The sequence below is a fragment of the Microcystis sp. M31BS1 genome, from assembly GCF_020245285.1.
Classification (GTDB): Bacteria; Cyanobacteriota; Cyanobacteriia; order Cyanobacteriales; family Microcystaceae; genus Microcystis; species Microcystis panniformis.
Genome location: NZ_JADBVE010000335.1, coordinates 1 through 15,805, shown reverse-complemented (window position 1 = coordinate 15,805; position 15,805 = coordinate 1). Strand labels below are relative to the sequence as shown.

Below are 15,805 nucleotides of genomic sequence, written 5' to 3'. Positions count from 1 at the left end.
TTCTCGGCTGGTGAGAGAGAGTCTATCTTTCTCTAAAAAAATGGAGAATCACGTTGGGGAACCCTTTGGTATTTTATCCATGACTACAATGCACAGCAAAGCAAAGGATTAAGCCGCCATCACTACTACCGAATCACCACCAAAAAATTTAAAGCACAACAGATCGGTTTAACGGGAGAACTAGAAATCCAAATTCCCAAATCTATTAGTCGTTTACGAATCCAAGGATCGGGAAGTCGTTTTGTTCATGGTGGCGCAAGTTTACAGGAAATTATTATTCCCATTGTTAAAGTTAATAAAAAAAGACGAGGGGATCTTTCTACCGTGGAAGTGGAAATTATTCGTAACTCTACCTCAACCATTACATCAGGGCAACTAGCTGTTACTTTTTATCAACAAAAACCCGTCACCGATAAAGTTCAACCTCGTAGGCTAAAAGCTGGCATCTATACCCCCATAGGAGAGTTAATTTCTGATCTCCACGAACTGACTTTTGATTCCCCATCGGAAAATCCAAGAGAGCGAGAATTTCCAGTAAGATTTATCCTAACCAGTCAAGGGAATAATATCAATAATCAAGAGGTATTATTACGATTAGAAGAAAAACTGACCAATACTTCCCATTTTACAGAATATAAATCTGTTTCCTATCCCATCCGTCGTTCCTTTACCGGTGATTTTGATTTTTAAGTACCCACACCCCACACCCCACACCCCACGGGAGCATTTTTGGCGATTAATCCTGTTCCTCTAGCCATTTTTGCCAGATATCCGGACGACGTTCCTTCGTGCGCTCCAGTTGTTGTTGATAGCGCCAATCGGCGATATCCTGATGATTACCCGATCGCAAAACCGGCGGCACTTGCCAACCGCGAAAGACCGGCGGCCGGGTATATTGGGGATAATCCAATAAACCTGCCTCAAAACTCTCCAATTTCAACGATTCTGCTTTACCTACCGTCCCGGGTAACAACCGCGTCACCCCGTTAATAATGGCTAAAGCCGGGATTTCCCCACAAGTTAGGACAAAATCCCCTAAAGATACCTCTCTAGTCACCAAATGCTCACAAACCCGCTCATCTACTCCTTCATAATGCCCACAGATGAGAATTAACTGCTGATAACTACTGGCCCAGGTTTTCAGTAAAGCTTGATTGAGAGGTTCCCCCTGGGGAGTCATCAGCACGATCTCCCGGGGTGGTAAAATTGCTAAAGACTCGATCGCCTCAAAAATTGGCTCTGGTTTTAATAACATTCCTACACCACCACCGTAGGGTTCATCATCGACACGACGGTGTTTATCATGGGCAAAATCCCGAAGATTGACCAAATTTACCCTAGCGATGTCGCGTTCGAGAGCTTTTGCCAACAACCCCGACTGCAGCGGTGAAGTAAAAAAATCGGGAAAGAGAGTAATAATGTCAAACTGCACGGGGAAAATTAAGGCCTAGACTGGGATAGTGTTTAATGTATCATTTTGTCACGGTTCGATCGGTTAAAATCTTGCTAATTTTGCGCCAGTCTATCTCGATAACATGATAGACTATGCTGTACTGTCTAGGGTTTTTTCTGGCTCTAGCTTGAGTGATCGAAGTCTAGCCTAGACTAAAAGTTAACTAACAGTCCGTCATTGCCAGTGGATCGAAGAAAATTGCTAAAATCGCCTCTACTATTGCTTGATGTCCCGAAAAATATTCCTAAACCGCATTTTTTTCCGTCAACCGCTCAGGGAAAATAACATCAAGATACCTGTACATCTTCCCGAAAAACCTTCCATCCCTAAAAATGTCTATTCGTTCAGTGACATGATCATCGAGCTAGAAACCCAACACCACCAAAATCCTACCCCCGTATCTCTCAAAACGGCGATTTTAGTCATTGGAGGTGCCGAGGATAAAGTCCACGGTAAAGAGATACTGCATACCTTTTGGAATCGCGCTGGGGGTAGCGAAGCAGTGATCGCTATTGTTCCCTCCGCTTCCAGAGAACCAGTTTTAATCGGCGATCGCTATCAGAAGATTTTCGAGGAAATGGGGGCAAAATACGTCAAAGTTATCGATATTCGCGATCGTGTGCAGGGAGAAGATGCCCAATTCCAAGCCTACATCGAAGAGTGTACAGGTGTATTTATGACCGGAGGCGACCAGCTGCGTTTATGCGGTTTGCTCTCCGATACTCCCCTGATGGAAAGAATCAGACAAAGAGTGCAACAGGGAGAACTAACCCTGGCCGGAACTAGCGCCGGGGCCGCCGTTATGGGTCATCACATGATTGCTGGGGGCAGCAGCGGGGAAGCACCCAATCGGGCCCTAGTGGACATGGCCATGGGATTAGGTCTCATTCCTGAAGTTATTGTCGATCAACACTTCCACAATCGCAATCGCATGGCCCGGTTAATGAGCGCTATCTCTGGTTATCCCGAACGTTTAGGAATTGGCATCGATGAGGATACCTGCGCTATGTTTGAACGGGATGGCATGATGACAGTAATCGGCTGCGGTACAGTGACGGTAATTGATGCTAGGGAAATGTCCCACACCAACCACCATCACGTCACCGCAAACGAACCCCTGAGTCTGCATAACCTGCGGGTACATATTCTTGCCTACGGTGATGGCTATCATCTCAAAAAACAGCAAGTGATCCCTAAATTGGCGTAAAAAAACTCCTGAAAAACTGTTCACGATGAACAGTTTACCCATCTCGGAAAACCAGACAATAAAGAACGGCTTCTTTGTGCTTCTCAACAGCGAACACCAGCTACATCATGAAAATTCTCAGAACCCAAACCCTGCGCGGTCCCAACTACTGGAGTATTCGTCGCGACAAGCTCATTGTTATGCGTCTGGATCTCGAAGATCTCGCAGAGAAGCCATCGAATGAAATCCCCGGCTTTTACGAGGGATTAATCGACGTTCTCCCCAGTTTAGTCGAACATTACTGCTCCCCCGGTTATCGCGGCGGTTTCTTTGAACGAGTCCGCACTGGCACTTATATGGGCCATATTATCGAACATATCGCCCTAGAATTGCAGGAATTGGCGGGAACTCCCGTCGGGTTTGGTCGCACTAGAAGCACCTCCACCCCCGGAGTCTATAACGTGGTGTTTGAGTACGTTGACGAGCAAGCGGGACGTTATGCGGGTCGGGCTGCCGTGCGTTTGTGTCAATCGATTGTCGATACGGGAACCTATCCTAAGGAAGAATTGGCCCAGGATTTAGCCGATTTACGCGATTTATGCAATAATGCCTCCCTCGGTCCGAGTACCGAAACTATCGTCAAAGAAGCACAAGCTAGAAATATTCCCTGGTTACTCCTGAGCGCTCGTGCCATGGTGCAATTGGGCTATGGTGTTCACCAAAAGCGCATTCAAGCCACTTTAAGCAGTTTTTCGGGGATTTTAGCCGTTGAGTTGGCCTGTGACAAGGAAGGCACGAAAACTATCCTCAAGGATGGTGGGATTCCCGTCCCCCGGGGTACGGTGATTCAATACTTGGATGAGTTGTCAGCGGCAATCGAGGAAGTGGGAGGATTTCCCATCGTGATTAAACCCCTCGATGGCAACCACGGCCGGGGCATCAGCATCGATGTTAAAACTCAACAGGAAGCAGAGGAAGCCTATGATCTAGCCAGTGCCGCCTCGAAAACTCGCAGCGTGATCGTAGAAAGGTACTATAAAGGCAGTGATCACCGAATTTTAGTCATAAACGGCAAAGTCGCCGCCGTGGCCGAACGGATTCCCGCTCACGTCGTCGGTGATGGGCGCTCAACTATAGAAGAATTAATCGAAATTACTAATCAAGATCCCAACCGGGGTGACGGTCATGCCAACGTTTTAACTAAAATAACTATTGACAAAACCGCCCTTAATGTGCTAGAGAAACAGGGCTATGAATTAACCAGCATTTTAGCCCAGGGAGAGATCGCCTATCTGCGGGCCACGGCTAATTTAAGCACCGGCGGCATCGCCGTGGATCGTACCGACGAAATTCACCCCGAAAACGTCTGGATCGCCCAAAGAGTGGCAAAATTAATCGGTTTGGACATTGCCGGGATCGATGTGGTCACAGAGGATATCCGCAAACCCCTGAAAGAAGTGGACGGGGTAATCGTAGAAGTCAACGCCGCCCCCGGTTTTCGGATGCACGTCGCCCCCAGTCGCGGTTTACCCCGCAATATCGCCGCTCCAGTTATCGATATGTTATTCCCCCCCGGGACTCCCAGTCGCGTGCCAATTCTGGCAATTACGGGAACTAACGGCAAAACCACCACTAGCCGCTTAATCTCTCATATTTGCCGGCAAACGGGGAAAGTAGTCGGATTTACCACGACGGACGGCGTATATATCGATGATTATCTGGTAGAAAAGGGCGATAACACCGGTCCCTACAGTGCCAGTATGATTTTGAAGGATCCCACAGTAGAGATTGCTGTGTTGGAAACGGCCCGGGGTGGTATCCTGCGATCGGGTTTAGCCTTTAATCAGTGCGATGTGGGGGTGGTGTTAAATGTGGCCGCCGACCATTTGGGTATCGGTGATATCGACACCATCGAACAAATGGCGAAGGTAAAAAGCGTTGTGGCCGAGGTGGTTAGCGCCGAGGGTTACGCGGTTTTAAATGCCGATGACCCCTTGACCGTTAGTATGGCCGAAAAAGTCAAGGGAAGAGTCGCTTATTTTTCCATGAGTCCCGATAACCCGATTATTCACGACCATATCCGTCGCGGTGGCATGGCCGCCATTTATGAGAATGGCTATCTGTCGATTCTAGAGGGAGAATGGACGCTGAGAATCGAGGAAGCAGTCAATATTCCCGTGACTATGCAGGGAATGGCTCCTTTTATGATTGCTAACGCCTTGGCCGCCTGTTTAGCCACTTTTGTGCAGGGTATCGATATCGAGTTAATTCGCCAAGGGGTGCGGACTTTTAAACCTTCCGTGGCCCAGACCCCCGGCAGGATGAACCTGTTTGACTTGGGACACCATCACGCTTTAATCGATTATGCCCATAATCCCGCCGGATACGAAGCCGTCGGCGGTTTTGTCGGCAATTGGTCCGGGGAAAAAGTCGGCGTGGTTGGGGGACCGGGCGATCGACGTGATGATGATTTAATTTTACTAGGGAAATTATCGGCCCAAATGTTCGATCGAATTATTGTTAAGGAAGATAACGATACTCGCGGTCGCCGCCGGGGGGAAGTGGCCGATTTAATTCTCCGGGGAATTAGCCAAGAAAATCCCAGTTTGCGGCCAGAAGTTATTCTCGATGAAACGGAAGCTTTAGAGAAGGCTTTAAGCACGGTTTCTGAGGGTGGTTTAGTGGTAATTTTCCCCGAAAGTGTCACCCAGGCGATCGATTTGATCGAAAAACATCGACCCCTGACCGATAATCAGGGTTAGAAGTTAGGAAAAATAGCTAGAAAATAAAGTAGTGCCAATTGTTACTGAGTACGATGGTTTAATCAAAATCAGCCGAAATCCCTATTATGAGACTCGGCTCGGTTCCGCTTATTTGGGTAATAGCCTGACACTGATGGGGAAGTTGCCGGATGAGAGTGTCGATTTGATTTGTACTTCCCCACCTTTTGCCTTAGTAAGAAAAAAAGAATATGGCAATGTGGACGCTGATGATTATGTTGAATGGTTTAAAATATTTGCTGGTGAATTTTATCGTATTCTCAAGCCCAAAGGCTCCCTAGTTATAGATATTGGTGGTAGTTGGCTTAAAGGTTTTCCCGTGCGCTCTCTGTATCATTTCGAGTTAGTTATAGAACTTTGTAAACCGAGATTAGAAGGTGGACTAGGTTTTTTTCTCGCCCAAGAACTTTTTTGGTATAATCCAGCCAAACTTCCTACCCCCGCAGAATGGGTGACAGTCAGGAGGGAACGAGTCAAGGATGCTGTCAATACCGTTTGGTGGTTATCGAAGGAGCCGCACCCGAAAGCAAATAATAAGAGAGTTTTACGGCCTTATAGCGAGGCAATGAAAAACCTGATTAAAAATGGCTATGAGGCAAAACTGCGCCCGTCAGGACATGATATTTCCACTAAATTTCAGAATGACCGAGGAGGAGCTATTCCCCCAAATATTATTACTGATTCTATTCAGGAAAGAGGCGCGTCTATAGGTAGTCCAGTCCTGGGAGAGTTCAACTGGATTTTAGAGAATGATTTAGGGCAGCCAGTAAATGTTATATCTGCTTCTAACACGGCATCTAATGATTACTATCAAAGAAGATGTAAGGAAGAAGGGGTGAAACCCCATCCTGCTAGATTTCCGCAAGCTTTACCCGAATTTGTTATTAGTCTCTGTACTGAGCCTGGTGATTTAGTTCTCGATCCTTTTGCCGGTTCAAACATGACAGGACGAGTAGCTGAAACCCTTGAGCGTCGTTGGTTAGCCTTTGAATTAAATGAAGATTATATGATAGCGTCGCAGTTTCGATTTGAACAAGATGCTCCTTTAGTCGTAGCTCCGATAAAAGATAGAAAAACTCTGAAAGCACGAGCCTTAGAACTGGCTAAGGATTGTTCTGACAAAAGCTTGACCATGGCTACTCAAAAACCTTTTGTTCAGTTAGATTTGTTTCCTGCCAGCGATAATAGTATGACAGACAAAAAAATCATCAGATTTACCTACGGCGACCAGTTTTCTCCTAAGCAATTTCAAGTATCTGAATTAGTACAACTTTGTTCTGATTGTCTTCCCGAACGTCGGGTGATTCAGGATGAGATTGCTAAACGTTATTATGCCGGTCATTCCAGCCAAAATGCTCTCCAGAAAGGAGAGAATCATGGCAAACTTGCCATGAATACATTTCTTTCCCTTCGTGCATATAAGTTGGTTGAATCAATTGATGGTGATGATTGGCAGTATCGACTCACGGATATCGCTAATGAAATATTAGACAATCAACAAGATAGTGAGACAGTTTTCACAATTTTTGCTCGCCATATTCTTGTTAACCTAACTGGAATGTCCCTAATAAAAGCGATAGAAGCGATTAATAGCAGGGGAGATAAACCCCAGCTAGAAATCATCGCTTACGAACTTCAAGAAATGGGGTATTCACTCTCGACCAATTGTACTTATGTTAGTACCATGAGACAATGGTTACAAGAAGCTAAAGTCCTGGAGAAAAGTTATGAGATTAACTGGGATCGAGTCTATGATCTATTGGAACTCGATCAAGACTATATTGACGAGCTTTATACTCTTAGTTCCGAACAAAAATATTTTTTACTGGCTATGCTTCAGATGGCGATTACTGAGCTAACCGAGTGGAATAAAATTACCAGATACGCCACCAGTGTTTATAAAATACGATTCCCCTCGAAATCTTTTGTTCAGGATATTATTCAACCTTTAGTAAAAGTCGGCTTAATTGCAACTGAGAAAACGACTGGTGGACGAGGAGCGAAACCTAATCTTGTCAAGCTGACCGAGAAATCACAGCTAGAACTGTTATCTAGATTATTACAATCTATATCCGATATTACAGAAATCTCCCAAACTGAGCTAAATCGAAGTTTTGAAGATGTTGTTAATGACCTAGATAATCCCGATAAACATATTAAAGGTAAAGCTCTTGAACTGCTGGCGATTTGGATGATTCGTCTAACCAGTCTTAGATTCACAAAATGGCGGAAAAGAGACTATGAAACTGGACAGGGTGAAGTAGATGTTCTGGCAGCATCAGACCGCTTTGTTTATCATCGTTGGCAAATTCAGTGTAAAAATACAAAGCGAGTAGATGTAGAAGTATTAGCCAAAGAAGTTGGTATGACCTTCGTAACAGGGTCTGACGTAGTTATGATTGTGACTACTGGTGAATTTACTAGAGACGCTTTTCAGTATGCTTATCGAATGATGGAAGTATCGAGATACTATATGGTGTTGATACAAAAAGAAGACATTGATGCAATTAAACAAGATAGAACCAATATTATCAAAATTCTTGATCGTCGTGCAAGGCGTGTGTTCGCCAAGAAAGAGTTGGGCTTAACTGATGATACAATTGATGAGATAGAAATTGAAGATAATTCACTGGCAGAGTCATTGGAAGTCTCCGGAGAGGAATAAAATTCCAGAAAATATTCAGCTTGGCATCAGTTAACGATTTTTAAAAGCTTCGATCGCCGCCGGCAAAGTATAGCTATCTCACCATTGAGATAACTGCTGTAGCTACAGGTCGATCGCTAACTGTTTACTCTCATCTTAACCAAATTCTTAAATCTTACTGAAATCGTCTAAAACTGACTGAAAGTGTCGGCTAATTTATCAGCAATTCCCTCGATCCAAATTTCATCTTGTTTAGTATAACTGCGCGGCGCATTGGCGGCCAAAATTAACACCCCTTCCTTACCGATGGGTTGACAGATTAAGCCTTGGGTGTTTTCTGGCAAATAGTCAAACTCGATTTTAGCGGGATATAAATTTAAATTAACTAAATAAACGGCTTTACCGGTTTCTAAAACTCTTTTGATAATATTACTAACTTTAACTTCAGAATTCTGGCTTAAGATACCGCGACGTAATAAAACTTTTCCCTGATAATAAACGATCAGAGATTTTGTCACGGTGTTAGTTAAAAGTAAATGGGAAGCCCAAGCAAGCTCAATTTTAACCTGTTCTGGCAAATCTGGGGCAAATTCCAGACCTTCGCGCCCGATTAATTCCACAGCATCCGGTAAGCGGGGTTGAACTCTTTGCCAGATTAAACCCACCAAAATTAAAACCCCACTCAAAATCACTCCCATCACATCGGAACGCGCTTGCGATGGGGTTAAATCGGCAGTGGCAAAACGATTAAACATTAATACCGTACCCCCGACGATGCCGGCGAACAGGGGTAACAGTCTTAAAATACGATTGGGATCAGCTGGTGCCATAGCTGAGAACTATTCCTCGTCTAGTTCTAAAATCCGCTGGAAAAGATAGCCTGTACCTCTAGCGGTGAGAATTAACTCAGGATTGCTGGGATCATCCTCTAATTTGGCTCGTAAACGGGAAATATGCACATCTACCACCCGCGTATCCACATGACGTTCGGGGGTATAACCCCAAACTTCCTGAAGGATTTCCGAGCGGGAAAAAGCTTCTCCCGATCGACTGACCAATAATTCCAGTAAACTAAATTCCATACCAGTCAGACGGATGCGTTCATCCCCCTTATAAACTTGGCGTTTATTGGTATCGATTTTAATGGAACCAATATGAATCACACCGGAACTAGGAATCCCCGGAGCGCCATTTTTCTCTACCCGACGCAACACCGAACGAATCCGCGCCTCGAGTTCTTTGGGAGAAAAAGGTTTAACTACATAGTCATCCGCGCCCAATTCTAGCCCGGTAATTCGATCGGCCACATCGCCCAAAGCGGTTAACATAATGATAGGAATATCCGATTCTTTGCGGAGTTCCTGACAGACACCGTAACCGTCTAATTTCGGCATCATCACATCCAAAACCACTAAATCGGGTTCGGCGGTGCGGAAGGTTTCTAAAGCTTCCTCTCCGTCGGCGGCGGTGACGACTTCATAACCAATCATCGACAAACGAGTCTCTAAGATACGACGGATGCTGGCTTCATCATCAACAACGAGAATTTTTTCCTTTTGGTTCTCCAACTGAATTAACACTCCTTAGTTAAATAGTGTGATGAATTTTAAAGTTAAATAACGAGCGTTCCTGTTTATAGAATATCCTTTGGCCGTTATCATTAAGCCTAAATTTCCTATTTTATTTCTTTTATGACAATTATCAATAACTTTAGGGTCTTCCTTCCCCCCTATCATACTTAATTAAATTTGACAAGAGAATTGATCCTCAAACCGCTTTTCTTCAACTTTTCTTAAAAAACATGGCGAAATCGCGAACAATATATATCTGTAGCGCTTGTGGGGCGGAATCTCCCCAATGGTTGGGAAAATGCCCCAGTTGTGACACCTACGGGACGCTAGAAGAACAAGTGATGGCTGGTGGCAATAATCCGGCGGGAAATCGCCCAGGATGGCAAAATAGTCGCCCAAATAACGGCAAAGGACAACGCAACCCGCAACCGCGCATCTCGGTGCGCTTCTCGGAAATTACCCAGTATGAACAGGAACGTTTTCCCTCTGGTTACGGGGAATTCGATCGCGTTCTCGGTGGTGGCATTGTTCCCGGTTCTCTTGTACTAATCGGCGGCGATCCGGGTATCGGCAAATCGACGCTTTTACTGCAAGTTACCAACCAACTCGCCCAAAGATTACCGCGCATCCTCTACGTTTCCGCCGAAGAATCGGGACAACAGATTAAACTGCGGGCTGCCCGTTTGGGGGTGGGAGTGGTTCCCGTGGAGTCGGAAAATAACGGCAATGGCAAGGAGAACAAAGCCTCTGAATCAACCGCAGAACTCGATAATCATCTCTACGTTTTGCCAGAAACCGATTTAGAGGAAATTTTGCGGGAATTAGAATCTCTACGCCCACAGGTGGCGGTAATTGACAGTATTCAAACTCTTTATTTTGGCGCGTTAACTTCCGCACCGGGATCCGTCGCCCAAGTTCGCGAATGTACCTCCGCCTTGATGCAGGTAGCAAAACGGGAGAATATTACTTTATTAATTGTCGGTCATGTGACTAAAGAAGGGGCGATCGCAGGTCCGCGAGTTTTGGAACATTTGGTCGATACGGTGTTATATTTTGAAGGCGATCGCTATGCCTCCCATCGTCTCTTAAGATCCGTGAAAAACCGTTTTGGGGCAACCCATGAGATCGGTATTTTCGAGATGGTGGACCACGGTTTGGTGGAAGTGGAAAACCCCTCAGAATTATTTTTAGGCAATCGCGACGAATTTTCCCCAGGTACGGCGACGGTGGTAGCCTGTGAAGGTACACGCCCGATTGTGGTGGAGTTACAGGCATTAGTTAGCCCCACCAGCTATGCTTCCCCGCGAAGATCGACCACGGGCATAGAATACAACCGATTACAGCAAATTCTCGCCGTTTTAGAAAAGCGCGTCGGCATTCCTTTATCGAAATTAGATGCCTATGTTGCCTCCGCAGGAGGGTTGGGAGTGGAAGAACCGGCGGCGGATCTGGGAGTTGCGATCGCTGTTGTCGCTAGTTTTCGCGATCGAGTCGTGGATCCGCGCACAGTCTTAATCGGGGAAGTGGGATTAGGCGGACAAGTGCGCTTAGTGTCGCAAATGGAACTAAGATTAAAAGAAGCGGCTAAATTGGGCTTTAAACGGGCGATTGTCCCTAGAGGTCAAGTTTATCCCGAAGATGTGGGCTTAGAAATTGTTCCAGTCGGCAAGGTAATCGAGGCAATTGTCGCCGCAATCCCCCCCCAGCAGCGCTTTGGGGAAGATATAGAAGACGAGGAAGGGGAAGGGCAAGAATAACGGTACAATGCTAAAAAAGATTAAATTACTTGGGAGATTTTCACCATGTCTGTGTTAGCTGTTGCTGCTTTAGCGGGTTATCTGATCGTTTTTACCGGAATTGCCCTCGGTCTCTTTTTCGGTCTGCGCTCCGCTAAAATTATCTAGTATATAAACAGGAAAAAAGCTTTAGTGATCGGTTTAACTGGTCACTATTGCCAATTCTAGGGGAAATAAAAAATGACTGTTATTCTAGACTTAAAAACTCTCTACGAAATTGATGATTCTCTCTGGTTAGAAGAAACTATCGAACTGCTCAAGGCTAAAAATTTTGAAGCGCTAGACTTAGAAAACTTGCTCGAGGAGTTAGAAGACTTGGGGAACGAAAAAAGGTTTCGTGTTGCTAGTTTTTTACAGCAAATTATTAGACATTGTTTATTATTACAATTTTGGATAAGCGAGAGAGATTATAATCAGGCTCATTGGCAAGCAGAGATAGTTAGTTTTAAAGATCAACTAAAACGTTATTTAACCACAAATCTTCGTAAATATCTAGAACAGGAATTTGAGCAAATTTACTTTGAGTCCGTGCGATATGTTCGTCAAAAAACCGATAATAAAGTCAACTTTCCCGATACTTGTCCCTACAGTTTAGAAGAACTTCTCGATCCTAATTGGCTACCACCTTACGAATAAAGGAGACGATAATGACTGTTATTCCCGACTTAAAAACTCTCTACGAAATTGATGATTCTCTCTGGTTAGCAGAAACTATAGAACTGCTCAAGGCTAAAAATTTTGACGCTTTAGATTTAGACAATTTAATCGAGGAGTTAGAAGATTTGGGAAACGAAAAAAAGTTTCGTGTTGCCAGTTTATTAGAGCAAATTATTAGACATTGTTTATTATTACAATTGTGGACAGGTGAACGAGAATATAATCAGGATCACTGGGAGTTAGAAATAGTCAACTTTCAAATTCAGCTAAAAAGAGGCTTAACCACCAATCTCCGTAATTATTTACAAAATGAATTAACTAACATTTATGAAGATGCAGTTTTCTTTGTGCGGAAAAAGACAAAGAATAAAGTTATTTTACCTGATACTTGTCCCTACAGTTTAGAAGAACTTCTCGATCCTAATTGGCTACCACCATACGAATAAAGGAGATGATAATGACTGTTATTCCCGACTTAAAAACTCTCTACGAAATTGATGATTCCCTCTGGTTGGAAGAAACTATCGAACTCTTAAAAGCGAAGAGATTTGACGCTTTAGATTTAGATAATTTAATCGAGGAGTTAGAAGATTTGGGTAACGAAAAAAAGTTTCGTGTTGCTAGTTTTTTACAGCAAATTATTCGTCATGCTTTGTTACTGCAATTTTGGACAGGGGAAAGAGAATATAATCAAAGTCATTGGGAATCAGAACTGGTAAATTTTCAAGATCAATTAAATACCTACCTAACGGCAAGTTTACGGAAATATTTAGAACAAGAATTTGATAATATTTATTATAAGGCAATCCGTTATGTGAGAAAAAAGACAACAAATCAAGTTACTTTCCCTAATACTTGTCCCTACAGTTTAGAAGAACTTCTCGATCCTAATTGGCTACCACCTTACGAATAAAGGAGACGATAATGACTGTTATTCCCGACTTAAAAACTCTCTACGAGATTGACGATTCTCTCTGGTTAGAAGAAACCATTGAACTCTTGAAGAATAAAAAATATGAAGCTTTAGACTTAGAAAACTTAATCGAGGAGTTAGAAGACTTGGGAAACGAGAAGAAGTTTCGTGTTGCTAGTTTTTTACAGCAAATTATCAGACATTGTTTATTATTACAATTTTGGACAGTCAAGAGAAAATATAATCGTAGTCATTGGCGCTCAGAAATTGTCAATTTCAAAAACCAGATCGATACTTATTTAACTAATAATCTCCGTAATTATCTCACTCAAGAATTACCTCGTATTTACCAGAAAGCCTTAAATTATGTTAGAGAAAAAACCGATAATCAAGTTAGTTTTCCTGGGGAATGTCCCTACAGTTTAGAAAATCTCCTTGATCTCGATTGGTTCCCTCCGGAAAATGAATAAAGGAAAAAACGAAATGCTGAAAAAGTTTCTACGTTGGCTGATTATTGGGGGAACCTTATTTTTTGTTCTCAGTAACCTTAAAAATAACTGGGATAACGTCACCTCAGTTAGAATTGAAAATCATGGCTGGTTATTTCTTTTCTTGGCACTTGTAACCACAGTTATCGCTCAAATTTGGGCAGGATGGGTGTGGACATGGATACTCAAAAGCTATCAACAACCGATTAAAACCTCCACAGGAATTGGGATCTATATGATTACCAATTTAGGAAAATACCTACCCGGTAATATCGGACACTTTTATGCTCGCATTGTGGCAATTAATAAAGCAGGAAGTGATTGGGGAACCGCTAGTTTAAGCGTTTTATTAGAACTTTTATTACTGGTGTGTGCAGCCTTAGCCATAGCAGTTATTGGTAGTGGTTTAGGTTGGATGAAATCTAGCTCAAGTCTAGGGATACAGATATTAGTTTTAGGATTAATTTTAATCGGCATTCATCCCAAATTTTTAAATTATCCTCTCAAAATCCTTAGCCAAAAGAAAAAGATTGCTCAAGAACCTGTTTATCTAACTAAATATCCTCTCGTCCCTCTCTTGGGTGAAACTGGATTTTTATTGTGGCGCGGTGCGGGTTTTATTTTAGCTTGGATGGTGTTAAAAATGATCACACCCGCTCAGATTTTACCCCTCTTAGGAACCTTTAGTTTTGCCTGGTTATTGGGTTTAGTTGTCCCCGGAGCGCCGGGGGGATTAGGAGTTTTTGAAGCCACAGCGATCGCACTTTTAGACACAGAAAAATTTCCCGCCGCTAACGTACTTGTCACCGTTGCTATCTATCGTTTAATTAGCATTCTCTCCGAAGTCATTGCCGCCGGAATCGGGACAAAATTAGTTAAAGATAAAGCCAAGTTTTTTAGTTAGCTTAAGAATATTATTCGGGTGTGTTAGCCCAATGTAACGCACCCAGAAGAAAAGTTTTGATCATTGTTAAGCGAAGATAATTTTCTCAACTCCTATCTATCTCCTGACTTGAAAGAGGGTGTGGGGTGTGGGGTGTAGGGAAGGAAACCTCTTTCATCTGTGGGGGTGAAAAATTTTTCATCGGGACTGACTCCTAAATTCTGATGTAATATTAGGATCAATAATCAGCAAAAATATGGATACTCCCACCTAGAGAGGCCGAAAAAATGACGATTGCCAAAAGCGACGAAACTGCCACCTCTCCGGCACTGATAGAAGAAGATTTCGAGGACTTCTGGGAACCCCCCCCACCCCCCACAGACTTAATTTTTGATGATGGTGAACCCTTGGAAAGCAACCGACACCGCATTGCCATGAATGTCCTGATTCGCTCCCTACAGCAGGGTTATGGCGAACGAGACGACTTCTACACTGGTGGCAATATGTTTATTTATTTCAGCCGCGAACAGGCGAAAAATCGCGATTTTCGCGGGCCAGATTTCTTTGCTGTCCTCAATGTCGATGGTACGAGAGAGCGACAGGGTTGGGTAATTTGGGAAGAAGAGGGACGTTATCCTGATGTTATCGTGGAATTAACCTCTCCTAGTACCGCTAAGACTGATAAAGTGCGAAAAAAGGCAATTTATGAGGGAACCTTCCGCACGCCGGATTATTTCATCTACGATCCTTTTGATGGCAATTCTTTACAAGGATGGCATTTAGGGGCCGACCAACGTTACCATTCTTTAGAACGAAACGAGCGCGGCTGGTTATGGTGCGAAACCTTAGGCTATTGGTTGGGAACTTGGGAGGGTACTATTGACCGAGAAACGGCAATCTGGGCCAGATTTTATGACTCGGAAGGCAATTTAATCCCCTTGCCAGAAGAAGCAGCACAGGAGCGAGCGGCTGCAGCACAAGAGCAATTAAATGCTACTCAGCAAGCTCTGGAAGCGGAAAGACAGCGTTCTCAACGGCTGGCGGCTCGTTTGCAGGAAATGGGGATAGAGCTATAGTATAGCTGTATTTGTTTAGGTGAGGAGGTAAACTACTGGTGTTCCTCCTCGCTTAAAGTCGGTTAATTTCTCCTTTCACGGTGGAGGGTTCCTGCAATCCCAGTCTATTTGAAATCTAGCTCGACACCTGTTTGCTGCTGTGATTACCTTTTGACCAGTGGGTAATTATTGATCAGAGTTTTCTTGGATTCTTCCTTAAACAGTAAACAGTGAACTGAAAACTCAAATCTGATAACTGATAACTGATAACTGATAACTGATAACTGATAACTGATAACTGATAACTGATAACTGATAACTGATAACTGATAACTGATAACTGATAACTGATAACTGATAACTGATAACTGATAACTGA

15 protein-coding genes and 1 pseudogene are annotated in these 15,805 nt (G+C 43.6%); 13 read left to right on the top strand and 3 right to left on the bottom strand.

Going from position 1 to position 15,805, the window contains the following annotated elements; translation table 11 throughout:
• Positions 1 to 75: 75 nt before the first annotated feature.
• Together IM509_RS24405 and IM509_RS19035 are read left to right on the top strand one after the other, a co-directional pair.
• Positions 76 to 282: pseudogene (locus IM509_RS24405) on the top strand (PglZ domain-containing protein); the annotation flags it as partial.
• A 42-nt stretch (positions 283 to 324) separates the two neighbouring features.
• Positions 325 to 690 (top strand): hypothetical protein, encoded by a 366-nt coding sequence (locus tag IM509_RS19035; RefSeq protein ID WP_002789035.1) that lies wholly within the window; start codon positions 325 to 327, stop codon positions 688 to 690.
• Between the two features lie 46 nt (positions 691 to 736).
• Here IM509_RS19035 and trmD read toward each other — a convergent pair whose 3' ends face one another.
• Positions 737 to 1,432 carry a tRNA (guanosine(37)-N1)-methyltransferase TrmD gene (gene trmD, locus IM509_RS19030; RefSeq protein WP_052277036.1) on the bottom strand — a complete coding sequence of 232 codons (696 nt, stop codon included), beginning with the start codon at positions 1,430 to 1,432 and terminating at the stop codon, positions 737 to 739.
• A 373-nt stretch (positions 1,433 to 1,805) separates the two neighbouring features.
• Between trmD and IM509_RS19025 the strand changes: the two genes are divergently transcribed.
• From IM509_RS19025 to IM509_RS19015, 3 genes are all read left to right on the top strand, one after another.
• Positions 1,806 to 2,660, top strand: a complete 855-nt coding sequence (locus IM509_RS19025; protein WP_043995965.1) for a cyanophycinase — start codon at positions 1,806 to 1,808, stop codon at positions 2,658 to 2,660.
• A gap of 107 nt (positions 2,661 to 2,767) precedes the next feature.
• Positions 2,768 to 5,401 (top strand): cyanophycin synthetase, encoded by a 2,634-nt coding sequence (cphA, locus tag IM509_RS19020; RefSeq protein ID WP_072923688.1) that lies wholly within the window; start codon positions 2,768 to 2,770, stop codon positions 5,399 to 5,401.
• A 31-nt stretch (positions 5,402 to 5,432) separates the two neighbouring features.
• Positions 5,433 to 8,084: a DNA methyltransferase gene (locus tag IM509_RS19015; RefSeq protein WP_072923691.1), complete on the top strand. Its 2,652-nt coding sequence runs from the start codon at positions 5,433 to 5,435 to the stop codon at positions 8,082 to 8,084.
• Between the two features lie 167 nt (positions 8,085 to 8,251).
• On the opposite strand, the gene IM509_RS19010 is transcribed toward IM509_RS19015, so the two are convergent.
• Together IM509_RS19010 and rpaB are read right to left on the bottom strand one after the other, a co-directional pair.
• The gene (locus IM509_RS19010) at positions 8,252 to 8,893 is read right to left on the bottom strand and encodes a cofactor assembly of complex C subunit B (protein ID WP_052277038.1); all 642 of its coding nucleotides are present in this window, start codon (positions 8,891 to 8,893) and stop codon (positions 8,252 to 8,254) included.
• Between the two features lie 9 nt (positions 8,894 to 8,902).
• Entirely contained in the window at positions 8,903 to 9,631 is a 729-nt protein-coding gene (gene rpaB / locus IM509_RS19005) for a response regulator transcription factor RpaB (protein WP_002734727.1), read from the bottom strand.
• 233 nt (positions 9,632 to 9,864) lie between these two features.
• Between rpaB and radA the strand changes: the two genes are divergently transcribed.
• The 8 genes from radA to IM509_RS18965 all read left to right on the top strand — a co-directional run bounded on the left by radA (position 9,865) and on the right by IM509_RS18965 (position 15,447).
• The gene (gene radA / locus IM509_RS19000) at positions 9,865 to 11,391 is read left to right on the top strand and encodes a DNA repair protein RadA (protein WP_052277039.1); all 1,527 of its coding nucleotides are present in this window, start codon (positions 9,865 to 9,867) and stop codon (positions 11,389 to 11,391) included.
• Positions 11,392 to 11,436: 45 nt separating this feature from the next.
• Positions 11,437 to 11,538, top strand: coding sequence for a cytochrome b6-f complex subunit PetL (gene petL, locus IM509_RS18995; RefSeq protein WP_002752397.1), 102 nt, complete (start codon positions 11,437 to 11,439; stop codon positions 11,536 to 11,538).
• Positions 11,539 to 11,610: 72 nt separating this feature from the next.
• On the top strand, positions 11,611 to 12,066 hold the full coding sequence (locus IM509_RS18990; RefSeq protein ID WP_052277040.1) for a DUF29 domain-containing protein: 456 nt from the start codon (positions 11,611 to 11,613) through the stop codon (positions 12,064 to 12,066).
• An 11-nt stretch (positions 12,067 to 12,077) separates the two neighbouring features.
• The gene (locus tag IM509_RS18985) at positions 12,078 to 12,533 is read left to right on the top strand and encodes a DUF29 domain-containing protein (RefSeq protein ID WP_052277041.1); all 456 of its coding nucleotides are present in this window, start codon (positions 12,078 to 12,080) and stop codon (positions 12,531 to 12,533) included.
• A gap of 11 nt (positions 12,534 to 12,544) precedes the next feature.
• Positions 12,545 to 13,000, top strand: coding sequence for a DUF29 domain-containing protein (locus IM509_RS18980; protein ID WP_072923694.1), 456 nt, complete (start codon positions 12,545 to 12,547; stop codon positions 12,998 to 13,000).
• Between the two features lie 11 nt (positions 13,001 to 13,011).
• The gene (locus IM509_RS18975) at positions 13,012 to 13,470 is read left to right on the top strand and encodes a DUF29 domain-containing protein (RefSeq protein ID WP_052277042.1); all 459 of its coding nucleotides are present in this window, start codon (positions 13,012 to 13,014) and stop codon (positions 13,468 to 13,470) included.
• On the top strand, positions 13,463 to 14,392 hold the full coding sequence (locus IM509_RS18970; RefSeq protein ID WP_002789021.1) for a lysylphosphatidylglycerol synthase transmembrane domain-containing protein: 930 nt from the start codon (positions 13,463 to 13,465) through the stop codon (positions 14,390 to 14,392). The genes IM509_RS18975 and IM509_RS18970 overlap by 8 nt, the downstream gene beginning before the upstream one ends.
• 266 nt (positions 14,393 to 14,658) lie before the next feature.
• Positions 14,659 to 15,447 carry a Uma2 family endonuclease gene (locus IM509_RS18965; RefSeq protein WP_052278133.1) on the top strand — a complete coding sequence of 263 codons (789 nt, stop codon included), beginning with the start codon at positions 14,659 to 14,661 and terminating at the stop codon, positions 15,445 to 15,447.
• Positions 15,448 to 15,805: the final 358 nt, after the last annotated feature.